The following is a 24,965-nucleotide window of genomic DNA, read 5'->3' on the forward strand; positions in this document are numbered from 1 at the left end:
GGGAATCTCGGGGGACTTAAGTGGGGCTGGAGTGCCGGAACTCGTACTGGAATTGAATGGCAGGACTTGGACGCTCGATCCGTCCAGGTCGTACTCGCTGGGGCGCGACCCCCAGGGAGACGTGGTGATCGACGATGCGCGGGTGTCGTGGCGGCACGCCACCATCGCCTGGAACGGCCAGGGTTGGGGGCTCGAGGACCACGGCAGCACCAACGGCACCTATGTGCAGGGGACCAGGGTCCAGCAGACCGCACTGGTGCCCGGTACGCCGGTCCACCTGGGCAACGCCACCGACGGACCGCGGCTGAATCTGAGCGCCGCCGCGGCGCCGCAGCCCGCCGTCGCGCAGCAGCACGCGCAGCAGGCCCCGGCCCAGGCGTACGCCCAGCCGCAGGCCGCGGCCTACCAGGCTCCGCAGCAGCCCCAGCAGGCCTGGAACCAGCAGCAGCACCAGCCGCAGGCCCACGTCCCGCAGCAGCAGGGCGGCGGCGCGGCGCCCCGCCAGCCGCAGGCCGCGGCGCCGGGCTACGGCGGCGACCGCAGCCCGACGACCTTCCACCAGCTCTCGCTGGGCCACGTCATGCGGATCGGCCGCGCGCTGGAGAACGAGCTGGTGGTCTCCGACCTCCAGGTCTCCCGCCACCACGCCGAGTTCCACTCGATGCCCGGCGGCAGATTCGAGATCCGCGACCTCGGCAGCCACAACGGCACCTACGTCAACGGCCAGCTGCTGGCGAAGTCCGGTACGCAGCTCCTCGGCCCGAACGACATCGTCGGCGTCGGCCACTCGACGTTCCGCATCGTCGGGGACCGCCTGGAGGAGTTCGTCGACACCGGCGAGGTCTCCTTCTCGGCCCGCCACCTCACCGTCACGGTCGACGGCGGCAAGCAGATCCTCAAGGACGTCACCTTCGGCGTCCCGGAGAAGTCGCTGATCGGCGTCATCGGCCCGTCCGGTTCCGGCAAGTCGACGCTGCTCAAGGCGCTGACCGGCTACCGGCCCGCCGACCAGGGCGACGTCCTCTACGACAACCGCAACCTGTACAAGCAGTTCGCGGAGCTCCGCCAGCGCATCGGTCTGGTCCCGCAGGACGACATCCTGCACAAGGAGCTGCGGGTCAGCACCGCGCTCAAGTACGCGGCCAAGCTCCGCTTCCCCGGCGACACCGCCGAGTCCGAGCGCGCCGCCCGCATCGACGAGGTGCTGCGCGAGCTCAAGCTCGACATCCACAAGGACAAGAAGATCACCGCGCTCTCCGGTGGCCAGCGCAAGCGCGTGTCCGTGGCCCTGGAGCTGCTCACCAAGCCCTCGCTGATCTTCCTGGACGAGCCGACCTCCGGCCTCGACCCGGGCATGGACCGCGACGTCATGCAGCTGCTGCGCGGGCTGGCCGACGACGGCCGCACGGTCCTCGTCGTCACGCACTCCGTCGCCGAGCTGTCGCTCTGCGACAAGCTGCTGGTCATGGCCCCGGGCGGGTCGGTCGCGTACTTCGGGCCGCCGGACGAGGCGCTGAACTTCTTCGGCTACAGCACGTGGGCGGACGTCTTCTCGGCCTTCGAGAACTACCGCGACTACGACTGGGCGGGCCGCTGGAAGGGCTCGCAGCACTACCAGCTGTACGCCGCCGAGCTCGACGCGGTCGCCCCGCAGCCGGTGGTCATGCCGCCGGCGCAGCAGATGCGCCCGACCAAGCCCCAGGGCTGGGGCTCGCAGCTGTGGACGCTGATCCGCCGCTACGTCTCGGTCATCGCGTCGGACAAGGGCTTCATGGGCCTGATGCTGATCCTGCCCGCGGTCCTGGGCGTGGTCTCCACGGTCATCCCGGCGACCTTCGGCCTGGCGCCGCCGACCCCGCCGTCGCGGTTCAACGGCGACGCGGGCACGATCATGCTGATCCTCGCGGTCGGCATGTGCTTCTCCGGCGCCGCCAACTCGGTCCGTGAGCTGATCAAGGAACGCGTCATCTACGAGCGCGAGCGCGCGACCGGCCTGTCCCGGACGGCGTACCTCATGTCGAAGGTGATCGTCCTCGGCATCATCACGGCCATCCAGGGCGTGATCATTTGCGCGATCGGCTTCGCCCCGCGCGACCTGCCCGCCGAGGGCCTGCTGATGCCGCCGGCCGTCGAGCTGTGCGTGTCGGTCATCGCGCTCGGCTTCACCTCGATGATGTTCGGCCTGGTGATCTCCTCGCTGGTGAAGACCGCCGAGAAGACCATGCCGCTGCTCGTGATGTTCGCGATCGTCCAGGTCGTCTTCACCGGCATCCTCTTCCAGGTCTACGACTCCCCGGGCCTGGAGCAGTTCGCCTGGCTGATGCCGTCCCGCTGGGCCGTCGCCGCCGCCGGCACCACGCTGAACCTCGGCAAGCTCATGCCGCCGTGGGACCAGGACAACCCGACCAACACCGACCCGCTCTGGGACGCCACGGTCGGCCAGTGGAGCCTGAACATCATCATCCTGCTGGCCATCGGCATCGCGTGCGGCTTCCTCGTGCAGCGCCTGCTGCGCCGCCACGAGCCCGAGGTCATGCGCGCGGGCAAGTAACCGCCGCCGCGCGGCACACCAACGCCGAAGGGCGGCACCCGGGATCCGGGTGCCGCCCTTCGGCGTGCGTACGTGGGGGCGAGGACCGCCGAGTGCCTAGTAGGCGCTGTTGACGTTGTCCATCGAGCCGTACCGGTCGGCCGCGTAGTTGCAGGCGGCGACGATGTTGGCGACCGGGTCGTACTGGTCGAACTTGGTGCCCTTGACGTGGTAGGCCTTGAAGGTCGGGAGGATGACCTGGAGCAGACCCTTGCTGGGGATGCCGTTCTGGGCGTTGATGTCCCAGTTGTTGATCGCCATCGGGTTGCCGCTGGACTCACGCATGATGTTGCGGTGAATACCGGCGTACGTGCCCGGAATGCCCTCCTTCTTCATGATGAAGAGGGCTTCCTTGATCCAGCCATCCAGGTTGTTGGCGAACACCGGGGTGCGGGCGGCGGAGCGGCTCGCGGCGGCCTTCTGCTCGCGGGCCTTCTTCGCTGCGGCCTCGGCCTTGGCCTTGGCGTCGGCGTCGGCCTTCGCCTTGGCGGCGACGGCGGCTGCCTTGGCGTTGGCCGTGGCGATGACCTGCTGCGTGGAGAGGTGGCCGTACAGCGCCTTCGTCTGCGTGCCGTTCACGGCCTGGGCCCAGGCGACGGGGGCGGCGGAGATGGTGGTCTCGGCCTCGGCGGCGTCGGCGGGGACGAGGGAGAAGGCGACGGCGGCGGCGCTCAGCGTGGCGACACCGGCGATGGACAGCTTGTGTGCCTTCGTCAGACGACTGTGACCGGGAGTGCGGGAAGCAGACATGGCGGGGCAACCTCTTCGAATAGCGGGGGCCGCAGGAAGGCGCCGAGCGGATCCGGGATCCGCGGCGCCTGGCGACGGGAGCAATTCTTAGCGGCGGCAAAATCCTGTGGCAAAGGTGTGACGTACGATCCCGCTTAGTGGATCAGGGGCGGGCGCCGCGGCCCGATTTCCGGCCCCGGCGCCCGCCCCGCCCGCCCAGGCGGGACATGACCTCTTCCACTAGGCAGCTTCGTAAGTGATGTGGGTCCTATGCCGGGGCTCACACCGCCCTTACGTCGCTCTCACCATGTGTTGCTTCAGCAATGCACTCCGTGACGGTTGTCATCCTTGAGTAGCAGATGGACGTCGCCGAACTCGTGCCAGAGGCAGAGCTGGGCCACCGCCTGCGCGTACCCCAGGCGTACGGCGGCGCGACCGGCCACCGCCTCCAGCATCAGCAGGTGGGACGCCTCGGGCTCGTGCAGCCCCGTCAGCAGGCCGTCCACCGCCCGTACCCCGCGCTCCGGCGTCACCACCAGAGAGGTCCACCCGCCCGCCGCGCGGACCACCCCGCGCGCGTCCGCCGCCGACTCCAGCGCCCGCACCGCCGTGGTCCCCACCGCGATCACCCGGCCGCCGCCCGCCCGCGCGGCGTTCACCAGCGCCGCCGTGGCGGCCGGTACCGCGTACCGCTCCGGGTACGGCGGCTCGTGCGCCTCCTGCGAGGCCACCCCGGTGTGCAGGGTCAGCGGCGCGAACCGCACCCCGCGGCTCACCAGCCGCGCCACCAGCTCCGCCGTGAAGGGCCGGCCCGCGCTCGGCATCTCGGCCGACCCCGACCCGTCGGCCGCCGGCACCGCGAACACCGTCTGGTAGGCCGACAGCGGCTGATCCCGCTCGGTGTAGGCGTACCGGATCGGCCGCCCGTGCTCCCGCAGCAGCTCCGGCACCCCGTACGGTGCGGGGGAGGGCCGCGCCCACCACAGCCGGTCCGCGCCCGGGGCGAGGGGCGCCTCCAGCGCCAGGCGGCGGCCGCCCGGCAGCTCCACCACCGCGCCCGCCGGACCGCCCGCCCGCGGCCGGGTCGTCCCCCGGCCCGCCGGGGCGCGCAGCTCCACCGCCCAGCGGCCGTCGTCCCCCCGGGTCGAGAAGTGCACCACCACGTCCTCGCCGCCCAGCCGGGCGTCCACCGCGGCCGCGAGCGTGGCCGACGTGTTCACCACCAGCACGTCACCCGCCCGCAGCAGGTGCGGCAGCTCCCGGAAGGCGTGCAGCGACGGCTGCGCCGTCCCCCGGGAGACCAGCAGCCGCACCGCGTCCCGCCCCAGCCCCGGACCCCGCTGCTCGGCCGGAACGCCGGCCAGGAGTTCGCGAGGAATGTCCGTTATATACAGTCCCCTTTCTCCCGACGCGCCGCCGCCCCCGCGCCGGCCCTCCTCCTGCCGCGCGCCGCCGCCCCCGCGCCGGCCCTCCTCCTGCCGCGCGCCGCCGCCCCCGCGCCGGCCCTCCTCCTGCCGCGCGCCGCCGCCCCCGCGCCGGCCCTCCTCCTGCCGCGCGCCCCGCTCCTCCGGCCGGACCGCGTCTGCCCGTGCCCCGCCTGCCCGCGGCCCGCCCTCCCGCAGGTCCCGGCCGCCGCCGCGCACCGCCCGGGCCCCGCTCACCGGCCGCCCCCCGCGCCCGCGCCGGCCGTCCCGGCCCCCGCGCCGGCACCCAGCCCCTCCGCCGTGTAGCGCCCGCTCGGCAGACCCTGCGCCAGGAGCCGCAGCAGCACCGGAGCCACCTCCTCCGGCGCCGGCAGCCCCGCCAGGTCCTCATCCGGCTCGGCCGCCGCCATCATCCGCGTCCGCATCGACCCCGGATCCGCCCACCACACCCGCAGCTCCGGCTCCTCCACCGCCAGCACGGCCGACATCAGGTCCACCGCCGCCTTGGTCGCCCCGTACGCACCCCACGTGGCGTACGGAACCACCGCGGCGTCCGAGCTGACGTTCAGCACCGCCCCGGCCGCCGAGGCCCGCAACAGCGGCAGCCCCTCCTGCACCAGCCCCAGCGGCCCCACCACGTTGACCTCGAACGCCTCGCGCAGCCCCTGCGCCGGCTGGACCGCCAGCGGCACCAGCGGCTCCGCCCCGAGCACCCCCGCGTTGTTCACCAGCAGGTCCAGCCCGCCCAGCCCCCGCGCGGCCGCCACCAGCGCCGACCGGTGCGCCGCCGAGGACACGTCCCCGGGCACCGCCACCACCCGCACCCCCTCGGCCCGCTCCAGCCCGGCCGCCGCCTCCTCCAGCCCGGCCGCGCCGCGCGCGCCCAGCACCAGGTCCCAGCCCCGCGCCGCCAGCTCCCCGGCCAGCGCCCGGCCGAGCCCCCTGGACGCCCCCGTCACGATCGCCACCGACATGACAGCACCCTCGCCTTCGTTCCGATCAGCAGATGCCCTCAACCTAGGAACGGGCAGCCCGCCACCGCCTCGGCCGCCGGCCCCCTCCCGCAGGGCCCTTCGGCCTAGGTCCCGCGGGGTGCCCCCGGCTCCTCCCACCGCCCGATCCGGCAGGTCACGGCCGCGGGTACGGTGAGGCCATGACCGCAAGCCCCCTGCCGGGCGGACCCCGCAGCGGCCTGGCCGCCGTGAGCACCGCGCTGCTCGCCATGAGCCGCCGCCTGGAGGTCCGCGACGTGCTCCGCACGATCGTGGTGTCGGCCCGCGAGCTGCTGGACGCCGAGTACGCGGCCCTGGGCGTCCCCGACGACCACGGCGGCTTCGCCCAGTTCGTCGTCGACGGCATCAGCGCGGAACAGTGGAGGCAGATCGGCCCGCTGCCCCGGCAGCACGGCATCCTCGCCGCGATGCTCCACGAGAACGGCCCCGAGCGACTGGCCGACGTACGCAAGGACCCCCGCTTCGAGGGCTGGCCCTCCGCCCACCCCGAGATGTCCGACTTCCTCGGCATGCCCGTCCGCGACGGCGACGAGATCCTCGGAGCGGTCTTCCTCGCCAACAAGCGCAGCGCCCCCGACGGCAGCGGTCGCGTGTTCACCGACGAGGACCAGGACCTCCTCTCCCTCCTCGCCCAGCACGCCGCGATCGCCCTCACCAACGCCCGGCTCTACGAACGCAGCCGCGAGCTCACCATCGCCGAGGAGCGCTCCCGCCTCGCCCACGAGCTGCACGACGCCGTGAGCCAGAAACTGTTCTCCCTGCGCCTCACCGCCCAGGCCGCCGCGACCCTCGTCGACCGCGACCCGGCCCGGGCCAAGGACGAGCTCCAGCAGGTCGCCGCCCTGGCGGCCGAGGCCGCCGACGAACTGCGCGCCGCCGTGACCGAGCTGCGCCCGGCCGCCCTGGACGAGGACGGCCTGGTCGCCACCCTGCGCACCCACGTCCAGGTACTCGACCGCGCCCACACCGCGCACGTCACCTTCACCTGCGACGGCGTACGGGCCCTCCCCGCGGCCCAGGAGGAGGCGGTGCTCCGCGTCGCCCAGGAGGCCCTCCACAACGCCCTGCGGCACTCCGGCGGCGACCGCGTCGAGGTCGCCCTCGTCCGGACCCCGGCCGGCGGCGCGGTCCTCACGGTCGCCGACTCCGGCAAGGGCTTCGACCCGCGAGCCGTCCGACGGGCCGGCCGCCACCTGGGCCTGGTCTCCATGCGGGACCGGGCGGGCGGCGCCGGCGGCCGCCTCGCCGTTCACTCGGAGCCCGGTCGGGGCACCACGATCGAGATGGAGGTCCCCGGTGGCTGACAGCACGGGCCGCAACGGCAGCCGCGTCCGGGTCCTGCTGGTGGACGACCACCAGGTGGTCCGGCGGGGCCTGCGCACCTTCCTGGAGGTCCAGGAGGACATCGAGGTGGTCGGGGAGGCCGCCGACGGCGAGGAGGGCATCGCCCGCGCCGAGGAGCTGCGCCCCGACGTGATCCTCATGGACGTGAAGATGCCGGGCACGGACGGCATCGAGGCGCTGCGCCGGCTGCGCGAGCTGGCCAACCCGGCCCGGGTCCTGATCGTCACCAGCTTCACGGAGCAGCGGACCGTCGTTCCGGCCCTGCGCGCGGGTGCGGCGGGTTACGTCTACAAGGACATCGACCCCGACGCCCTCGCCGGAGCCATCCGGTCGGTCCACGCCGGACACGTCCTGCTCCAGCCGGAGGTGGCGCAGGCGCTGCTCTCCCAGGACGACCAGAGCTCCCCGGCGGGCCGGCCCGGCTCGCTGACCGACCGCGAGCGCGAGGTCCTCGGCCTCATCGCGGACGGCCGCTCCAACCGGGAGATCGCCCGCGCCCTCGTGCTGTCCGAGAAGACGGTCAAGACCCATGTGTCGAACATCCTGATGAAGTTGGACCTTTCCGACCGGACCCAGGCCGCATTGTGGGCGGTCAGGCACGGAATCACCGACTGAGGAGGCCGAATCGGACCGTCTCCTTCCGGTCTGAGATTCATACGGTCGGGTGTATGTAGCCCACATGGCGTAACCGGCGGCCGGGCCGGCCGTTCTCCATGGCGTGCCGCGACGGCTGGTCGCGGCCGGGCAACGGAGGAACGAGAACGTGAAGAACTTCAAGAAGGCCGCAGCCGTCACCATGATCGCGGGCGGCCTCCTCGCCGCCGGCGCCGGTGTCTCCTCGGCGCACGGCGGTGCGTCGGCGGAGGGCGAGGCCCTGAACTCGCCCGGCGTGGCCTCGGGGAACCTGGTCCAGGCACCGGTGGACGTCCCCGTGAACGTCGTGGGCAACACGGTCACCGTGATCGGCCTGCTCAACGGCGCCTGGGGCAACACCGGCGTGAACGCCTGACCCCCATCGAACCCCGCCGACGCGGCCCCGCTTCCCCCTCTCCCCGGAAGCGGGGCCGCGTCGGTGCGTCCGGTGCCGTCAGGCACCCCTGGCCCGACCCGCATCACGACGAACCGGCCCCCACGGCCTCGCCGCCACCCCGGGCGGCTCCCGCCTGCACGTCGCCGACATCGCCCCGGACACCCTGGCGCTGATCGACACCGGCACCGCCCGGACACGACCGTCGTCCCGGTCGACGCAGACCCGACCGGCGTCGTGAACCATGCCCCGCCCGCCCACGAGGCGCGGGATACGGGGCTCCGCCCAGCGGCGTCAGCCCCGCTTGCGCTCCTCGACGGCCGAGTTGTACGCCGCCACGAGCGCCCGCCGGGCGACCCGCTCCACCGGCCGCAGCGCCTCCGCCCGCGCCGCCATCTCCGACGCGGCCACCGCACCCCCGTGCCCGCTCTCGGTCGCCAGCGACACCATCAGGTCCACCCGCTGCGCCAGCGCCAGCACGCGCACCGCCCGCGCCGGATACCCCGGCGCCAGCGCGTCCCGTCCCGCCTCCGCCCGCGCCCGGTACGCCGACAGCGCCGCGTCCGCCACGGGCCCGGACCCCGCCACGTCCAGCCGGGTCAGCACCGTGGTCGCCTCGCGCAGTGCCTCTGCCAGCTCCCGCTCCGCCTCGCCCAGGGACGGCACGTCCGCCGGCGGGGCCTCCCGCACCGGCAGCACGTGCCAGGTCACCGACACGTGCACGTCCCCGGCCGGACCGGCCTCGGCCACCTCCGGCACCAGACCCACCGCCGCACCCACCGCGACGACCGCCTCCTCGGCCTCCAGCGCCCGCGCGTTGAACTCCGGCGGACCGCTCAGCCCCAGCGGATGACCCGGCGCCGGCAGCGCGACCCGCAGCCCCGACACCCCCAGCGCGCGCAGCCGGCCGAGCGCCAGCGTGAGTCCCACCGGCCCCGCCTCGCCCGGCAGCCCGGCCACCCGGTGCACGGCGTCCTCGCCCACGATCGACATCGCGGCCTCGTCGGGCGAGACCAGACCGGCCAGCAGCGCGTTCCCCCAGGCGGCCAGCCGCCCTGAACGTGGTTCGAAAAGCATCCCCCCACTTTACGGATCGCCACCCGCACCGGGCCCCGGCCCCGGACCCCGTCCCGAGTGGCGTAGGTTTTCCCCTGGGGCTGCGTCTTCCGGCGCACAGTGAACCGTGACTGCAAGGGGTGACAACACGCTCATGAGCGATGTTCTGGAGCTGGTGGACGTATCCGTGGTCCGCGAGGGCCGGGCTCTGGTGGACCAGGTCTCCTGGTCGGTGAAGGAGGGCGAGCGCTGGGTGATCCTCGGCCCCAACGGCGCCGGCAAGACCACGCTGCTGAACCTCGCCTCCAGCTACCTCTTCCCCACCAAGGGCTCCGCCACCATCCTCGGCAGCACCCTCGGCAAGGTCGACGTCTTCGAGCTGCGCCCCCGCATCGGCGTGGCCGGCATCGCGATGGCCGACAAGCTCCCGAAGCGGCAGACCGTCCTGCAGACCGTCCTCACCGCCGCCTACGGCATGACGGCGACCTGGCAGGAGGAGTACGAGGCCGTCGACGAGCAGCGCGCCCGTGCCTTCCTCGACCGCCTCGGCATGACCGAGTACCTCGACCGGAAGTTCGGCACGCTCTCCGAGGGCGAGCGCAAGCGCACCCTGATCGCCCGCGCGCTGATGACCGACCCCGAGCTGCTGCTCCTCGACGAGCCCGCGGCGGGCCTCGACCTCGGCGGCCGCGAGGACCTCGTACGCCGCCTCGGCCGCCTCGCCCGCGACCCGCTCGCCCCCTCCATGGTCATGGTCACGCACCACGTCGAGGAGATCGCCCCCGGCTTCACCCACGTCCTGATGATCCGTCAGGGCAAGGTCGTCACCGCGGGCCCCATCGACCTCGAACTGACCTCCCGCAACCTCTCGCTGTGCTTCGGCCTCCCGCTGGTCGTCGAGCGCAACGGGACCGACCGCTGGACCGCCCAGGGCCTGCCCCTCGGCTGAGCCCGCGCCCGGCCGGCGCGCCGGGCCGCGGCCTGCCGCGACCCCGGGCCGGGCACCCCCCCCGCACGATTACGCTCCGGGTACGGCCCCCCGCACCCTGTCCCGACCGCGCCCGGCCGACCTAACATGACCACGTGGACATCGACGCGTGGGTGTGGTGGCTCATCGGCGCGGTCGGACTGGGCATCCCCCTCGTCCTGACCGCCATGCCGGAGTTCGGCATGTTCGCCGTCGGGGCGGTGGCGGCAGCCGTCACGGCGGCCCTGGGCGGGGGAGTGGTGGCCCAAGTCCTCGTGTTCGTCGTCGTGTCGGTCGCGCTGATCGCCGTCGTCCGGCCCATCGCCAACCGCCATCGCGACCAGCGGCCCCAACACCGCAGCGGCATCGACGCGTTGAAGGGCCGCACCGCCGTCGTCCTCGAACGCGTCGACGGCGGCGGCGGCCGCATCAAGCTCGCCGGCGAGATCTGGTCCGCCCGTACCCTCGACGCGGACACCAGCTTCGAACCGGGCCAGTCGGTCGACGTGGTGGAGATCGACGGAGCGACCGCCGTCGTCATGTGAAAGCAGCCTGCTCGCGGCCCCCAGGTCTGCGAGACTCCGATCAACGGGGCAGCACAGACAGCCGGAAGGGCACGGGGAACCGCATGCAACCGATCATCATCGTCCTGATCATTCTGGTGGTTCTGGTCTTCATCGCACTGGTCAAGACGATCCAGGTGATCCCGCAGGCCAGCGCCGCCATCGTCGAGCGGTTCGGCCGCTACACCCGCACCCTCAACGCGGGCCTCAACATCGTCGTCCCGTTCATCGACTCGATCCGCAACCGGATCGACCTGCGCGAACAGGTCGTCCCCTTCCCGCCGCAGCCCGTCATCACCCAGGACAACCTGGTCGTCAACATCGACACCGTCATCTACTACCAGGTGACCGACGCGCGGGCCGCGACCTACGAAGTGGCCAGCTACATCCAGGCCATCGAGCAGCTCACCGTCACCACGCTCCGCAACATCATCGGCGGCATGGACCTGGAGCGCACCCTCACCTCCCGCGAGGAGATCAACGCCGCCCTGCGCGGCGTCCTCGACGAGGCCACCGGCAAGTGGGGCATCCGCGTCAACCGCGTCGAGCTCAAGGCCATCGAGCCGCCGACCTCCATCCAGGACTCGATGGAGAAGCAGATGCGCGCAGACCGCGACAAGCGCGCCGCGATCCTCCAGGCCGAGGGTGTCCGGCAGTCCGAGATCCTGCGCGCCGAGGGCGAGAAGCAGTCCTCCATCCTGCGCGCCGAGGGTGAGGCCAAGGCCGCCGCGCTCAAGGCCGAGGGCGAAGCGCAGGCCATCCGTACGGTGTTCGAGTCCATCCACGCCGGCGACGCCGACCAGAAGCTCCTCGCCTACCAGTACCTCCAGATGCTCCCGAAGATCGCCGAGGGCGACGCCAACAAGCTCTGGATCGTCCCCAGCGAGATCGGCGACGCACTCAAGGGCCTCTCCGGCGCCATGGGCAACTTCGGCCCCCTGGGCGGCGGTTCGGGCTTCAACCCGCAGAACGCCGGCAAGGACGGCGGCGGCATCCCCGCCGCCCGGGACAAGGACTCCGCGGACCGCCGCGAACAGCCCCCCATCGACTGACCCGCCGCCCCTTCCTGCATGATCAGTGAGGCCCCTCGACCTTCATGGCGGGGAGGCGACTCACTCATGCAAAGGGGATGGCACCGTCCATGTCCATCTGGGAATCACTCGCGGTCCTCGCCGCCGGCATCGGAGCCGGCACGATCAACACCATCGTGGGCTCCGGCACCCTCATCACCTTCCCGGTGCTGCTCGCCACCGGTCTGCCACCGGTCACCGCCAACGTCTCCAACACCCTCGGCCTGGTGCCCGGTTCCATCAGCGGAGCCATCGGCTACCGCAAGGAACTCCGCGGACAGCGCGCCCGCATCCTGCGACTCGGCTCGGTCTCCGCCGTCGGAGGACTCGCGGGCGCGGCCCTGCTCCTGGCCCTGCCGTCCGACTCCTTCGACACGATCGTGCCCGTCCTGATCGGGCTCGCCCTCGTCCTCGTCGTCCTGCAGCCCCGGCTCGCCGCCGCCCTGCGCCGACGCCAGGAAGCCGCCGGAGGCGACACCGGCCACCCCGACGGCGGCCCGGCCCTGCTCGGCGGCATGCTGTTCTCCAGCGCCTACGGCGGCTACTTCGGCGCCGCCCAGGGCGTGCTCTACCTCGGACTGATGGGTCTGCTGCTCCGCGACGACCTGCAACGGATCAATGCCGTCAAGAACGTCATTGCCGCCCTCGTGAACGGCATCGCGGCCGTCTTCTTCCTCTTCGTCGCCGAGTTCGACTGGACGGCCGTCCTCCTCATCGCCGTCGGCTCGACCATCGGCGGCCAGATCGGCGCCAAGGTCGGCCGCCGGCTCTCGCCGACGGTCCTGCGCGCCGTCATCGTGACGGTGGGCATCCTCGCGATCGTCCAGCTGCTGGTCCGCTGAGCGACGTAGATCCCCTACGCCGCCCAGCGCACGCACCCTAGGCGGAACGCTCCAGCCAGTCCGGAAGCGCCTCCTGCCCCGCCACCCCCAGCGCGAGGAGCATGGCGTCCGCCGGAGACGGTACGAACGGCTTCCGGAGCAGAGGCATCCCCGCCTCCTCCGGAGTCCGGGCCGCTTTGCGGTGGTTGTCCTCGGCGCAGGACGCCACCGTGTTCAGCCAGGTGTCCCCACCCCCCTGGGCCCGCGGCAGCACGTGGTCCACCGTGGTGGCGCGCTTGCCGCAGTAAGCGCACCGGTGCTGGTCCCGGACCAGCACCCCCCTCCGCGACCAGGGAGCATGTCTTCGGAAGGGCACCCTGACGTACCTGCAGAGCCGGATCACCCGCGGCATCGGAAGCTCCATGGTGGCGGCACGGACACGGAGATCGGGATGCGACTGTTCGACGACGGCCTTGTCCTGGAGCACCAGGACCACAGCTCGATTCAGCGTCACCGTCGACAGCGGCTCGAAGCTCGCATTCAGCACCAGCGTGTCCCGCATCTCGCCCACCTCCCGTGTGCAGGCCCGCGACCACCACGGCGGCAGGGCCCGCAACCACTCTGGCCGCGCGCGCCACGCGGGACAACGCAATAAAAATGCCCGGTCCTGGCCTTCTTTAGACCAGGACCGGGCAAACGGCGGGCGAAGAATCAGCGCGCGGCGGGCGCCTCGTACTCGGCGACGAGCTGCGCACGCCCCAGCGCGTGGAACCGCAGGTGGAATCCGACGACCGCCGGCGACGAGTCCTCGTCGGGGCCGAGCTGTTCCCGGTCCACCGCGTAAACGGTGAAGACGTAGCGGTGCCGCTCCCCGCGCGGCGGGGCCGCGCCGCCGAAGTCCCTCGTGCCGTAGTCGTTCCGCGCGTGCACCGCACCCTCCGGCAGGCCCGCGAAGTCCCCGGTGCCCGCGCCCGCCGGCAGCTCCGTCACCGAGACGGGCAGGTCGAAGAGCACCCAGTGCCAGAACCCGCTGCCCGTGGGCGCGTCCGGGTCGAAGCAGGTCACGGCGAAGCTCTTCGTCCCCTCGGGGAAGCCCTCCCAGCGCAGGTGCGGCGAGACGTTCTTCCCCGTCAGGACCTGCGCGGCGTTCAGGTCGGCTCCGTGGGAGACGTCCTCACTCGTCACGGTGAAGGACTCGACCTCGGGGTGGAAGTCGTGCGGAAGGGGCGCCCTGCTCTGCTCTGACACTGCTGAACCTCCGGGGGAAGGGGGAGTACACCGGACGCGCCCGCCGTGTACGGGCGCGATCCGAACCTGGAACCCGAGCCTAGAACCAGTTGCGCTGCGAACCGACGCCGGCGATCCACTGGTTCAGGTACGCCGCCCAGTCCGTGCTCTGGTACGACTGCAGACCCACCTGGAAGCAGCGGTAGGTGTCGCTGCCCTCGCTGAACAGACCCGGCTTCTTGTCCATCTCCAGGACGACGTCCATCTCCCGACCGTCCGAGACGAAGGTCAGCTCGACCTGGTTCAGACCCCGGTACTGCGACGGCGGCAGGAACTCGATCTCCTGGTAGAAGGGCAGCGTCTGCCGCGTCCCGCGGATGTGCCCCCGCTCCATGTCCGCGCTGCGGAAGGTGAAGCCGAGCTGGCGGAAGGCGTCGAGGATCGCCTGCTGCGCCGGCACCGGGTGCACGTTGATGGCGTCGAGGTCGCCCGCGTCCACCGCCCGCGCGATCTCCAGCTCGGTGCTGACCCCGATGTTCATACCGTGCAGGTGCTGGCCACCGAAGTGGGTGATCGGCGTCTCCCACGGGATCTCCAGCGCGAAGGGCACCACGTGCAGCGCGCCGGCCTGCACCTGGAAGGCACCGCCGAGGCGCTGCTTGGTGAAGACGACGTCCTGCTTGTACTCCTGGTCGCCACCCTCGACCTCGACCCGCGCCTGCAGCCCGACGGACAGCCCCTCGATCTGCTGCTCCACGGATCCGCCCTGGATCCGGACCTCGCCCTGGACGATCCCGCCCGGTACGACGTTCGGCTCGGTGATGATCGTGTCCACCGAGGCACCACCGGCACCCAGGCTCGCGAACAGCTTCTTGAAGCCCATGCTCAAACTCCCCTTGAACGATCTGGCGACTACGCCGCGACTACCCCTTACCAACGCCGAACATTAGGCCCCGGTTGCAGGTGAGCGCGTTCCACTACGCTCGACCGGATGAGCGCGCGACACGACCGTACGCCCCTGCCCCGGTCCTTCTTCGACCGCCCGGTCCTCACCGTGGCCCCCGACCTCCTCGGCCGCACCCTGGTCCGCCGTACCGAGGAGGGCCTCCTCGAGCTGCGCATCACCGAGGTCGAGGCGTACGAGGGGGAATCCGATCCCGGCTCGCACGCCTACCGCGGGCGCACCGCGCGGAACGCATCGATGTTCGGGCCACCCGGACACGCGTACGTCTACTTCATCTACGGGATGTGGTTCAGCCTCAACCTGGTGTGCGGCCCGCCCGGCCACGCGAGCGGGGTCCTGGTCCGCGCCGGCGAGATCACGACCGGCGCCGACCTGGCCGCCAAACGTCGAGTTTCAGCCAGAAACCCGAGAGAACTCGCCAAAGGCCCGGCCCGTCTGGCCACCGCCCTGGACGTGGACCGCTCGCTGGACGGGACCGACCTCTGCGGTGGCCCCGGATCCCCCTTGGCCGTGCTCACGGGTACCCCGACCTCGGCCGACCTGGTGAGCAGCGGTCCACGCACGGGGGTCGGCGGAGCCGGCGCGGACCACCCGTACCGCTTCTGGATCACCGACGACCCGACGGTGAGCCCGTACCGCGCCCACGCACCACGCCGCCGCTCAACTTGACTCGCCCTGGCCGGACGCCTAACGTTGCTCGAGCCGCTTTTACGGGCACCGCCATCGGCGGACCCCGGAGCGGCCAACCCACTACCTACGACTTACCCCTGGCGGGGTCCTGTTCGGCATGCCCGAATTCCCGGCCGGCGCCTCGATTATGAGTCGCAAGGGAAAAGCGCTAACGTGGTGGAAGCCGCAAGGCAAAGACCCCCAACGGTCACCGAATTCAAATCCGAATCGAATGCGACTTTCGAGAAGCAGGGCGCGGAAATGATCTGGTAGAGTTGGAAACGCAAGACAGCAGAACGAAAGCCCGGAGGAAAGCCCGCGAGGGTGAGTACGAAGGAAGCGTCCGTTCCTTGAGAACTCAACAGCGTGCCAAAAATCAACGCCAGAAGTTGATACCCCGTCCACTTCGGTGGATGAGGTTCCTTTGAAAAAGTCCTGTCGGGCCTTCGGGCACTGGCAGGCGACACAACACAGCGAGGACGTTGTGGCGCGTCGGTCATATTCCGACATGATGCGCCCGCTCTTTCGTGGTGTTCACCCGATTACGGGTAAACATTCATGGAGAGTTTGATCCTGGCTCAGGACGAACGCTGGCGGCGTGCTTAACACATGCAAGTCGAACGATGAAGCCCTTCGGGGTGGATTAGTGGCGAACGGGTGAGTAACACGTGGGCAATCTGCCCTTCACTCTGGGACAAGCCCTGGAAACGGGGTCTAATACCGGATACCACTCCTGCCTGCATGGGCGGGGGTTGAAAGCTCCGGCGGTGAAGGATGAGCCCGCGGCCTATCAGCTTGTTGGTGGGGTAATGGCCTACCAAGGCGACGACGGGTAGCCGGCCTGAGAGGGCGACCGGCCACACTGGGACTGAGACACGGCCCAGACTCCTACGGGAGGCAGCAGTGGGGAATATTGCACAATGGGCGAAAGCCTGATGCAGCGACGCCGCGTGAGGGATGACGGCCTTCGGGTTGTAAACCTCTTTCAGCAGGGAAGAAGCGAAAGTGACGGTACCTGCAGAAGAAGCGCCGGCTAACTACGTGCCAGCAGCCGCGGTAATACGTAGGGCGCAAGCGTTGTCCGGAATTATTGGGCGTAAAGAGCTCGTAGGCGGCTTGTCACGTCGGATGTGAAAGCCCGAGGCTTAACCTCGGGTCTGCATTCGATACGGGCTAGCTAGAGTGTGGTAGGGGAGATCGGAATTCCTGGTGTAGCGGTGAAATGCGCAGATATCAGGAGGAACACCGGTGGCGAAGGCGGATCTCTGGGCCATTACTGACGCTGAGGAGCGAAAGCGTGGGGAGCGAACAGGATTAGATACCCTGGTAGTCCACGCCGTAAACGTTGGGAACTAGGTGTTGGCGACATTCCACGTCGTCGGTGCCGCAGCTAACGCATTAAGTTCCCCGCCTGGGGAGTACGGCCGCAAGGCTAAAACTCAAAGGAATTGACGGGGGCCCGCACAAGCGGCGGAGCATGTGGCTTAATTCGACGCAACGCGAAGAACCTTACCAAGGCTTGACATATACCGGAAAGCATTAGAGATAGTGCCCCCCTTGTGGTCGGTATACAGGTGGTGCATGGCTGTCGTCAGCTCGTGTCGTGAGATGTTGGGTTAAGTCCCGCAACGAGCGCAACCCTTGTCCTGTGTTGCCAGCATGCCCTTCGGGGTGATGGGGACTCACAGGAGACCGCCGGGGTCAACTCGGAGGAAGGTGGGGACGACGTCAAGTCATCATGCCCCTTATGTCTTGGGCTGCACACGTGCTACAATGGCCGGTACAATGAGCTGCGATACCGTGAGGTGGAGCGAATCTCAAAAAGCCGGTCTCAGTTCGGATTGGGGTCTGCAACTCGACCCCATGAAGTCGGAGTCGCTAGTAATCGCAGATCAGCATTGCTGCGGTGAATACGTTCCCGGGCCTTGTACACACCGCCCGTCACGTCACGAAAGTCGGTAACACCCGAAGCCGGTGGCCCAACCCTTGTGGAGGGAGCTGTCGAAGGTGGGACTGGCGATTGGGACGAAGTCGTAACAAGGTAGCCGTACCGGAAGGTGCGGCTGGATCACCTCCTTTCTAAGGAGCACAGTACCGATTGCAGACAAACGTTCTGCACGGTCAGCTCATGGGTGGAACGTTGATTAGTTGGCACGGTTGAACCGGATGGTTTCCAAGTACTGCTTCGGCGTGGAACGGAAAGACGGATGGTCGACTGTGCTTGGCACGTTGTTGGGTCCTGAAGGTACGGCCGCAAGGTTGGAATCTTCAGTGCCGGCCCCAGTGAACTTGCTGCTCTTTGGAGTGCAGGGTGATGGGTGGCTGGTCGTTGTTTGAGAACTACACAGTGGACGCGAGCATCTGTGGCCAAGTTTTTAAGGGCGCACGGTGGATGCCTTGGCACCAGGAACCGATGAAGGACGTGAGAGGCCGCGATAGGCCCCGGGGAGCTGCCAACTGAGCTTTGATCCGGGGGTGTCCGAATGGGGAAACCCGGCAGTCGTCATGGGCTGTCACCCACTGCTGAACACATAGGCAGTGTGGAGGGAACGAGGGGAAGTGAAACATCTCAGTACCCTCAGGAAGAGAAAACAACCGTGATTCCGGGAGTAGTGGCGAGCGAAACCGGATGAGGCCAAACCGTATGCGTGTGATACCCGGCAGGGGTTGCGCATGCGGGGTTGTGGGAATGAGCTTCAGTCGTCTGCCGGCGGCTGGGCGAGTCAGAAACCGTTGATGTAGTCGAAGGACATGCGAAAGGTCCGGCGTAGAGGGTAAGACCCCCGTAGACGAAACATCAGCGGCTTGCTTGCTCATCTCCCAAGTAGCACGGGGCCCGAGAAATCCCGTGTGAATCTGGCGGGACCACCCGCTAAGCCTAAATATTCCCTGGTGACCGATAGCGGATAGTACCGTGAGGGAATGGTGAAAAGTACCGCGGGAGCGGAGTGAAATAGTACCTGAAACCGTGTGCCTACAAGCCGTGGGAGCGTCGCTGTATGTGCTTGCACATGCAGTCGTGACTGCGTGCCTTTTGAAGAATGAGCCTGCGAGTTAGCGGTGTGTAGCGAGGTTAACCCGTGTGGGGAAGCCGTAGCGAAAGCGAGTCCGAACAGGGCGTTTGAGTTGCACGCTCTAGACCCGAAGCGGAGTGATCTAGCCATGGGCAGGTTGAAGCGGAGGTAAGACTTCGTGGAGGACCGAACCCACCAGGGTTGAAAACCTGGGGGATGACCTGTGGTTAGGGGTGAAAGGCCAATCAAACTCCGTGATAGCTGGTTCTCCCCGAAATGCATTTAGGTGCAGCGTCGTGTGTTTCTTGCCGGAGGTAGAGCACTGGATAGGCGATGGGCCCTACCGGGTTACTGACCTTAGCCAAACTCCGAATGCCGGTAAGTGAGAGCACGGCAGTGAGACTGTGGGGGATAAGCTCCATGGTCGAGAGGGAAACAGCCCAGAGCATCGACTAAGGCCCCTAAGCGTACGCTAAGTGGGAAAGGATGTGGAGTCGCAGAGACAACCAGGAGGTTGGCTTAGAAGCAGCCACCCTTGAAAGAGTGCGTAATAGCTCACTGGTCAAGTGATTCCGCGCCGACAATGTAGCGGGGCTCAAGCGTACCGCCGAAGTCGTGTCATTGCAGCAATACTCCCAACGGAGGCTGTGATGGGTAGGGGAGCGTCGTGTGCCGGGTGAAGCAGCAGCGGAAGCTAGTTGTGGACGGTTCACGAGTGAGAATGCAGGCATGAGTAGCGATACACACGTGAGAAACGTGTGCGCCGATTGACTAAGGGTTCCTGGGTCAAGCTGATCTGCCCAGGGTAAGTCGGGACCTAAGGCGAGGCCGACAGGCGTAGTCGATGGACAACCGGTTGATATTCCGGTACCCGCTTTGAAACGCCCAATATCGAATCAGGCGATGCTAAGTCCGTGAAGCCGTTCCGGACCCTTCGGGGAAAGGAAAGTGGTGGAGCCGACGAACCAGACTTGTAGTAGGTAAGCGATGGGGTGACGCAGGAAGGTAGTCCAGCCCGGGCGGTGGTTGTCCCGGGGTAAGGGTGTAGGCCGAGGGGTAGGCAAATCCGTCCCTCATACAAGGCTGAGACCTGATGCCGAGCCGATTGTGGTGAAGTGGATGATCCTATGCTGTCGAGAAAAGCCTCTAGCGAGTTTCATGGCGGCCCGTACCCTAAACCGACTCAGGTGGTCAGGTAGAGAATACCGAGGCGTTCGGGTGAACTATGGTTAAGGAACTCGGCAAAATGCCCCCGTAACTTCGGGAGAAGGGGGGCCATCACTGGTGATCGGACTTGCTCCGTGAGCTGGGGGTGGCCGCAGAGACCAGCGAGAAGCGACTGTTTACTAAAAACACAGGTCCGTGCGAAGCCGTAAGGCGATGTATACGGACTGACGCCTGCCCGGTGCTGGAACGTTAAGGGGACCGGTTAGTGACCTTTCGGGGTTGCGAAGCTGAGAACTTAAGCGCCAGTAAACGGCGGTGGTAACTATAACCATCCTAAGGTAGCGAAATTCCTTGTCGGGTAAGTTCCGACCTGCACGAATGGCGTAACGACTTCTCGACTGTCTCAACCATAGGCCCGGTGAAATTGCACTACGAGTAAAGATGCTCGTTTCGCGCAGCAGGACGGAAAGACCCCGGGACCTTTACTACAGTTTGATATTGGTGTTCGGTTCGGCTTGTGTAGGATAGGTGGGAGACTTTGAAGCCCCAACGCCAGTTGGGGTGGAGTCGCCGTTGAAATACCACTCTGGTCGTGCTGGATGTCTAACCTCGGTCCGTGATCCGGATCAGGGACAGTGTCTGATGGGTAGTTTAACTGGGGCGGTTGCCTCCCAAAGGGTAACGGAGGCGCCCAAAGGTTCCCTCAGCCTGGTTGGCAATCAGGTGTTGAGTGTAAGTGCACAAGGGAGCTTGACTGTGAGACCGACGGGTCGAGCAGGGACGAAAGTCGGGACTAGTGATCCGGCGGTGGCTTGTGGAAGCGCCGTCGCTCAACGGATAAAAGGTACCCCGGGGATAACAGGCTGATCTTCCCCAAGAGTCCATATCGACGGGATGGTTTGGCACCTCGATGTCGGCTCGTCGCATCCTGGGGCTGGAGTCGGTCCCAAGGGTTGGGCTGTTCGCCCATTAAAGCGGTACGCGAGCTGGGTTTAGAACGTCGTGAGACAGTTCGGTCCCTATCCGCTGTGCGCGTAGGAATATTGAGAAGGGCTGTCCCTAGTACGAGAGGACCGGGACGGACGAACCTCTGGTGTGCCAGTTGTCCTGCCAAGGGCATGGCTGGTTGGCTACGTTCGGGAGGGATAACCGCTGAAAGCATCTAAGCGGGAAGCCTGCTTCAAGATGAGTATTCCCACCTCCTTGAGAGGGTAAGGCTCCCAGTAGACGACTGGGTTGATAGGCCAGATGTGGAAGCCCGGTAACGGGTGAAGCTGACTGGTACTAATAGGCCGAGGGCTTGTCCTCAGTTGCTCGCGTCCACTGTGTTAGTTCTGAAGCAACGAACAGTTGCTGGTTTCTAGAGCTAGAACATAACTACAAAGTGTGCTTGTTCGCTCGAAACCGATAGGGTTTCGGTGGTCATAGCGTTAGGGAAACGCCCGGTTACATTCCGAACCCGGAAGCTAAGCCTTTCAGCGCCGATGGTACTGCAGGGGGGACCCTGTGGGAGAGTAGGACGCCGCCGAACAATCTTTCAAAGGACCCTTGGTCCAGCGTTCAACGCTGGACCAAGGGTCCTTTTTGTTTTTCCCTTCTTTACGCCGAAGCGCGGCCATGGGTTGGTTGCGCGAGAATGACTAGCGGTACCCCGAAGACAGGAGTCACACCCATGTCCAACTCTCCCGACGATCGTCCGGAGCGCGAGCCTCGGCGCAACGACGGCGGTGACAGGGGCGGCTACCGCGGGGGCCGTGACGACCGTGGTGGCGACCGTCCCCCGTTCCGTCGTGACGACCGAGGTACCAGTGGCCGGCCGTCCAGCGGTGGCGGCGGCTTCCGTCGCGATGACCGCGGTGGTCGTCCCTCCGGTGGTGGCGGCTTCCGCCGTGACGACCGCGGCGACCGTCGTGACGACCGTGGTGGCGACCGCCCGTCGTACCCGCGTCGTGACGACCGCGGTGGCGACCGTCCCTCCTTCCGTCGCGACGACCGCGGCGACCGCCCGTCCTACCCCCGTCGCGACGACCGTGGTGGCGACCGCCCCTCGTACCCGCGCCGTGACGACCGGGGTGACCGTCCGTCGTACCCGCGCCGTGACGACGACCGCGGTGGGTTCCGCGGCGGCCGTGACGACCGTGGCGGGGACCGTCCGTCGTACCCGCGTCGTGACGACCGCGGTGGCGACCGTCCCTCCTTCCGTCGCGACGACCGCGGCGACCGCCCCTCCTACCCCCGTCGCGACGACCGTGGTGGCGACCGCCCCTCGTACCCGCGCCGCGACGACGACCGCGGTGGCTACCGCGGCGGACGCGACGACCGTGGCGGCGACCGCCCGTCCTACCCCCGCCGCGACGACCGCGGTGGCGACCGCCCCTCGTACCCGCGCCGTGACGACCGGGGTGACCGTCCGTCGTACCCGCGTCGCGACGACGACCGCGGTGGATACCGCGGCGACCGTCGCGATGACCGTGGTGGCGACCGTCCCTCGTACCCGCGTCGTGACGACCGCGGTGGCGACCGTCCCTCCTTCCGTCGCGACGACCGCGGCGACCGCCCGTCCTACCCCCGCCGCGACGACCGTGGCGGGGACCGCCCGTCGTACCCGCGCCGGGACGACCGGGGTGACCGTCCGTCGTACCCGCGTCGCGACGACGACCGCGGTGGCTACCGCGGCGGCCGCGACGACCGTGGCGGGGACCGCCCGTCCTACCCGCGTCGCGACGACCGGGGCGACCGCGGTGACCGCCCCTCGTACCCGCGTCGCGACGACGACCGCGGTGGCTACCGCGGCGGCCGCGACGACCGTGGCGGGGACCGCCCGTCCTACCCGCGTCGCGACGACCGGGGCGACCGGGGCGACCGCCCCTCGTACCCCCGCCGTGACGACCGGGGTGGCGACCGCGGTGGCTACCGGGGCGGCCGGGACGACCGTGGCGGCTACCGGGGCCGCGATGACCGCGGCGGCGACCGCGGCTACCGTTCGGACCGCGACCGCGACCCGGTCAAGCGCCTTCCGATCGACGAGGACGTCACCGGTCTCGAGATCGACGCCGACGTGCGCCAGGAGCTGCTGAGCCTGCCCAAGGGCCTGGCCGAAGAGGTCTCCAAGAACCTCGTCATGGTCGCCCGGCTGATCGACGAGGACCCCGAGCAGGCGTACGCGTACTCGCGCATCGCCCTGCGCCTGGCCTCCCGCGTCGCCGCCGTCCGTGAGGCCGCCGGCTTCGCCGCCTACGCCACGCAGAAGTACAGCGAGGCCCTCGCCGAGTTCCGTGCCGCCAAGCGGATGACCGGCTCCGTCGAGCTGTGGCCCGTCATGGCCGACTGCGAGCGCGGCCTCGGCCGCCCCGAGCGCGCCCTGGCCATGGCCGGCGAGCCCGAGGTGCAGAAGCTCGACAAGGCCGGCCAGGTCGAGATGCGGCTGGTCGCGGCCGGTGCCCGGCGGGACCAGGGGCAGCTCGAAGCCGCCATCGTCACTCTGCAGAGCCCCGAGCTCGCGTCCAACGCCGTCCAGCCGTGGACCGCGCGCCTGCGGTACGCCTACGCCGACGCCCTGCTGGCGGCCGGCCGTGAGGACGAGGCCCGCGAGTGGTTCGGCAAGGCCCTCGAAGCGGACAAGGACGGCGCCACCGACGCCTCCGACCGGCTCGCCGAGCTCGACGGCGTCGAGTTCGTCGACGCCTCGGTCGACCTGGACGCGGACGAGGACCAGGACGGCGCCGTGAACCGCGTCGACGACGAGGACGAAGAGGACGACGACGAGGACCCGGCGGAGATCGCCGCGGCCGAGCGGGCCACCGACGTCACCGAGTACTACGACGAGGACGACGAGGAGTACGAGTCGCCGGAGCAGTCCGCGGACGCCGCCGACGCCCGGGGCGACAAGGCCTGAGCCACGTCGTGACGCAGTACTGAGGCAGAAGGGCGGTACCCCGGCCGGGGTACCGCCCTTCCGCGCGTCCGGGGCCCGGCGGGCTCAGCCCAGCCCGCGCAGCACCAGGCCGGTGGCCGGCTTCGGCCCGAAGGACGTGGACTTCCGCGGCATGGTGACCCCCTGGCGCGCGAGGTCGCGCACGACCTCCTCCCGTACGGGGTGCAGCAGGACGGCGGTGCCGCCGTGGCGCTCGGCCATCGCCACCGTGGACGCGGCGTCGTGGATGTACGTGATCTGGTCGGGCGTGTCCGGGACGTTCCACAGGGCGTCGAGCAGCGTCGCGTGCAGCACGGTGGCGTCCAGCCGGCGCCAGGCCTCGGGGCGGTCGTGGCGGACCGTGCGGTCGAGGAGGGCCGGGTCCGGATCGGTGACCAGGTGGAAGGTGCCGTCGCCGCCGAGGAGGAAGGCGTTGCCGCGTTCCGCCGCGTCCGAGAGGGCTTCCAGGGCCAGCGGCAGCGGCCCGTCGACGGGGCGGACCCGGAAGTGCCCGGCGACCGCTGCCAGCGCGTCGGCGACCGGCAGGCGGCGCAGCATCCGGTGGATGGCGCGGACCTGGAGCGGGTAGCGGACGGTGTCCACGAGGAGGACCAGGCCGAAGTCCCACGCGGTGGGGGAGCCGTGCTCCTCCTGGAGGCGCAGGTAGGTCGCCCAGCGGTGGTGGCCGTCGGCGATGAGGGCCTGGCGGTGGCTGAGATCCGCTGTGACGGTGGTGAGTTCGGCCGGATCGGTGATGGCCCACAGCCGGTGCTGGAAGCCGTCCTCGGTGGTGGTCGACAGCAGGGGGGCGCGCCGGGCGGTCCGTTCGACGACCGCCGCCGCACCCGTGCCGGGGTCGTCGCCGCGGTAGGTGAGGAGGAGCGGTTCGAGGTTGGCGGAGGTGGCCCGCATCAGGCCCGCCCGGTCGGTGACCACGTCCGGCATGACGTCCTCGTGGGGGAGGACGATGCCCGCGTCCGCGGCGGACAGGGCCAGGGCGCCGATGACGCCGCGCTGGAGCAGGCCCGCCCGGCGCTGTTCGTACACGTACAGCGCGGGCTCCGGGTCGGCGGAGAGGATGCCCTCGGCGAGCCAGTCCCGCAGGGTGCGCGCGGCCTGCTCGTTGCGGGCGGCCGGGGTGCCGGCCTGGGGGAGGATCAGACGGACGATGTTGTGCGGGTCGGCGGATTCGAGGTGGTCGACTCCGTCGGGGCGCACGACCACGTCGTACGGCGGCGAGGTGACGGCGGCCAGGCTGCCGACACGCTCGGGGACGTAGCGCAGGCCATGGAACGGGATCAGGCGCAGTCCGTGCTCCGCGGTGCCAGAAATGGTCATTGGTGCATGGTAAGTCGCGTCTCGCCATGCGGGATGATCGGGGCAGTAGCGAATCGGACAAGATCGATC

General features: G+C 69.1%; 18 protein-coding genes and 3 rRNA genes. 13 read left to right on the forward strand and 8 right to left on the reverse strand.

Annotated features, from left to right (window positions below):
* Positions 1-31: 31 nt before the first annotated feature.
* A complete protein-coding gene (locus AC2RP6_RS29590) occupies positions 32-2,551 on the forward strand; it encodes an ABC transporter ATP-binding protein/permease (protein ID WP_486448942.1) in 2,520 nt (839 codons plus the stop codon).
* Between the two features lie 96 nt (positions 2,552-2,647).
* Here the strand turns inward: AC2RP6_RS29590 and AC2RP6_RS29595 are convergent, their stop codons facing one another.
* From AC2RP6_RS29595 to AC2RP6_RS29605, 3 genes are all read right to left on the reverse strand, one after another.
* The gene (locus AC2RP6_RS29595) at positions 2,648-3,340 is read right to left on the reverse strand and encodes a transglycosylase SLT domain-containing protein (RefSeq protein ID WP_486448943.1); all 693 of its coding nucleotides are present in this window, start codon (positions 3,338-3,340) and stop codon (positions 2,648-2,650) included.
* A gap of 296 nt (positions 3,341-3,636) precedes the next feature.
* Entirely contained in the window at positions 3,637-4,713 is a 1,077-nt protein-coding gene (locus tag AC2RP6_RS29600; RefSeq protein WP_486450494.1) for an S-adenosylmethionine:tRNA ribosyltransferase-isomerase, read from the reverse strand.
* A 263-nt stretch (positions 4,714-4,976) separates the two neighbouring features.
* Positions 4,977-5,717, reverse strand: coding sequence for an SDR family NAD(P)-dependent oxidoreductase (locus AC2RP6_RS29605; RefSeq protein WP_486448944.1), 741 nt, complete (start codon positions 5,715-5,717; stop codon positions 4,977-4,979).
* Between the two features lie 194 nt (positions 5,718-5,911).
* Here AC2RP6_RS29605 and AC2RP6_RS29610 point away from each other — a divergent pair, with 194 nt between their 5' ends.
* The 3 genes from AC2RP6_RS29610 (at position 5,912) to AC2RP6_RS29620 (ending at position 8,109) form a co-directional block, all read left to right on the forward strand.
* The gene (locus AC2RP6_RS29610; RefSeq protein WP_486450495.1) at positions 5,912-7,060 is read left to right on the forward strand and encodes a GAF domain-containing sensor histidine kinase; all 1,149 of its coding nucleotides are present in this window, start codon (positions 5,912-5,914) and stop codon (positions 7,058-7,060) included.
* Entirely contained in the window at positions 7,053-7,715 is a 663-nt protein-coding gene (locus AC2RP6_RS29615; RefSeq protein ID WP_486448945.1) for a response regulator, read from the forward strand. Before AC2RP6_RS29610 ends, AC2RP6_RS29615 begins: the two co-directional genes overlap by 8 nt.
* A gap of 148 nt (positions 7,716-7,863) precedes the next feature.
* A complete protein-coding gene (locus AC2RP6_RS29620; RefSeq protein WP_486448946.1) occupies positions 7,864-8,109 on the forward strand; it encodes a chaplin in 246 nt (81 codons plus the stop codon).
* A 312-nt stretch (positions 8,110-8,421) separates the two neighbouring features.
* Here the strand turns inward: AC2RP6_RS29620 and AC2RP6_RS29625 are convergent, their stop codons facing one another.
* The gene (locus tag AC2RP6_RS29625) at positions 8,422-9,204 is read right to left on the reverse strand and encodes a hypothetical protein (protein WP_486448947.1); all 783 of its coding nucleotides are present in this window, start codon (positions 9,202-9,204) and stop codon (positions 8,422-8,424) included.
* A 133-nt stretch (positions 9,205-9,337) separates the two neighbouring features.
* Here AC2RP6_RS29625 and AC2RP6_RS29630 point away from each other — a divergent pair, with 133 nt between their 5' ends.
* The 4 genes from AC2RP6_RS29630 to AC2RP6_RS29645 all read left to right on the forward strand — a co-directional run bounded on the left by AC2RP6_RS29630 (position 9,338) and on the right by AC2RP6_RS29645 (position 12,625).
* Positions 9,338-10,132: an ABC transporter ATP-binding protein gene (locus tag AC2RP6_RS29630; RefSeq protein ID WP_030829467.1), complete on the forward strand. Its 795-nt coding sequence runs from the start codon at positions 9,338-9,340 to the stop codon at positions 10,130-10,132.
* A 134-nt stretch (positions 10,133-10,266) separates the two neighbouring features.
* On the forward strand, positions 10,267-10,695 hold the full coding sequence (locus tag AC2RP6_RS29635) for an NfeD family protein (protein ID WP_486448948.1): 429 nt from the start codon (positions 10,267-10,269) through the stop codon (positions 10,693-10,695).
* A gap of 83 nt (positions 10,696-10,778) precedes the next feature.
* Entirely contained in the window at positions 10,779-11,765 is a 987-nt protein-coding gene (locus tag AC2RP6_RS29640; RefSeq protein ID WP_486448949.1) for an SPFH domain-containing protein, read from the forward strand.
* 89 nt (positions 11,766-11,854) lie between these two features.
* Positions 11,855-12,625, forward strand: coding sequence for a sulfite exporter TauE/SafE family protein (locus AC2RP6_RS29645; protein ID WP_486448950.1), 771 nt, complete (start codon positions 11,855-11,857; stop codon positions 12,623-12,625).
* 37 nt (positions 12,626-12,662) lie between these two features.
* Here the strand turns inward: AC2RP6_RS29645 and AC2RP6_RS29650 are convergent, their stop codons facing one another.
* The 3 genes from AC2RP6_RS29650 to AC2RP6_RS29660 form a co-directional block, all read right to left on the reverse strand.
* Positions 12,663-13,166: an HNH endonuclease gene (locus AC2RP6_RS29650; protein ID WP_486448951.1), complete on the reverse strand. Its 504-nt coding sequence runs from the start codon at positions 13,164-13,166 to the stop codon at positions 12,663-12,665.
* A 149-nt stretch (positions 13,167-13,315) separates the two neighbouring features.
* The gene (locus AC2RP6_RS29655) at positions 13,316-13,852 is read right to left on the reverse strand and encodes a YbhB/YbcL family Raf kinase inhibitor-like protein (protein ID WP_486448952.1); all 537 of its coding nucleotides are present in this window, start codon (positions 13,850-13,852) and stop codon (positions 13,316-13,318) included.
* Between the two features lie 79 nt (positions 13,853-13,931).
* Positions 13,932-14,714, reverse strand: a complete 783-nt coding sequence (locus tag AC2RP6_RS29660) for a sporulation protein (protein WP_385915526.1) — start codon at positions 14,712-14,714, stop codon at positions 13,932-13,934.
* 108 nt (positions 14,715-14,822) lie between these two features.
* Between AC2RP6_RS29660 and AC2RP6_RS29665 the strand changes: the two genes are divergently transcribed.
* The 5 genes from AC2RP6_RS29665 (at position 14,823) to AC2RP6_RS29685 (ending at position 23,540) form a co-directional block, all read left to right on the forward strand.
* Positions 14,823-15,464 carry a DNA-3-methyladenine glycosylase gene (locus AC2RP6_RS29665; protein WP_486448953.1) on the forward strand — a complete coding sequence of 214 codons (642 nt, stop codon included), beginning with the start codon at positions 14,823-14,825 and terminating at the stop codon, positions 15,462-15,464.
* Positions 15,465-16,019: 555 nt separating this feature from the next.
* Positions 16,020-17,543, forward strand: a 16S ribosomal RNA gene (locus AC2RP6_RS29670).
* A gap of 286 nt (positions 17,544-17,829) precedes the next feature.
* Positions 17,830-20,953, forward strand: a 23S ribosomal RNA gene (locus AC2RP6_RS29675).
* A gap of 106 nt (positions 20,954-21,059) precedes the next feature.
* Positions 21,060-21,176, forward strand: a 5S ribosomal RNA gene (gene rrf / locus AC2RP6_RS29680).
* The 16S, 23S and 5S rRNA genes sit together here, the layout of an rRNA operon.
* Before the next feature lie 141 nt (positions 21,177-21,317).
* Positions 21,318-23,540: a tetratricopeptide repeat protein gene (locus tag AC2RP6_RS29685; protein WP_486448954.1), complete on the forward strand. Its 2,223-nt coding sequence runs from the start codon at positions 21,318-21,320 to the stop codon at positions 23,538-23,540.
* An 84-nt stretch (positions 23,541-23,624) separates the two neighbouring features.
* On the opposite strand, the gene AC2RP6_RS29690 is transcribed toward AC2RP6_RS29685, so the two are convergent.
* On the reverse strand, positions 23,625-24,896 hold the full coding sequence (locus AC2RP6_RS29690; protein WP_486448955.1) for a DUF1015 family protein: 1,272 nt from the start codon (positions 24,894-24,896) through the stop codon (positions 23,625-23,627).
* Positions 24,897-24,965 lie beyond the last annotated feature (69 nt).

The organism is Streptomyces sp. WAC03905, from assembly GCF_057371075.1.

Coding starts and splice junctions, on each gene's coding strand:
- AC2RP6_RS29595 (WP_486448943.1), bottom strand. CDS start 3,340: ATGTCTGCTTCCCGCACTCCCGGTCACAGTCGTCTGACGAAGGCACAC.
- AC2RP6_RS29605 (WP_486448944.1), bottom strand. CDS start 5,717: ATGTCGGTGGCGATCGTGACGGGGGCGTCCAGGGGGCTCGGCCGGGCG.
- AC2RP6_RS29625 (WP_486448947.1), bottom strand. CDS start 9,204: ATGCTTTTCGAACCACGTTCAGGGCGGCTGGCCGCCTGGGGGAACGCG.
- AC2RP6_RS29630 (WP_030829467.1), top strand. CDS start 9,338: ATGAGCGATGTTCTGGAGCTGGTGGACGTATCCGTGGTCCGCGAGGGC.
- AC2RP6_RS29640 (WP_486448949.1), top strand. CDS start 10,779: ATGCAACCGATCATCATCGTCCTGATCATTCTGGTGGTTCTGGTCTTC.
- AC2RP6_RS29645 (WP_486448950.1), top strand. CDS start 11,855: ATGTCCATCTGGGAATCACTCGCGGTCCTCGCCGCCGGCATCGGAGCC.
- AC2RP6_RS29650 (WP_486448951.1), bottom strand. CDS start 13,166: ATGCGGGACACGCTGGTGCTGAATGCGAGCTTCGAGCCGCTGTCGACG.
- AC2RP6_RS29660 (WP_385915526.1), bottom strand. CDS start 14,714: ATGGGCTTCAAGAAGCTGTTCGCGAGCCTGGGTGCCGGTGGTGCCTCG.
- AC2RP6_RS29665 (WP_486448953.1), top strand. CDS start 14,823: ATGAGCGCGCGACACGACCGTACGCCCCTGCCCCGGTCCTTCTTCGAC.
- AC2RP6_RS29685 (WP_486448954.1), top strand. CDS start 21,318: ATGTCCAACTCTCCCGACGATCGTCCGGAGCGCGAGCCTCGGCGCAAC.
- AC2RP6_RS29690 (WP_486448955.1), bottom strand. CDS start 24,896: ATGACCATTTCTGGCACCGCGGAGCACGGACTGCGCCTGATCCCGTTC.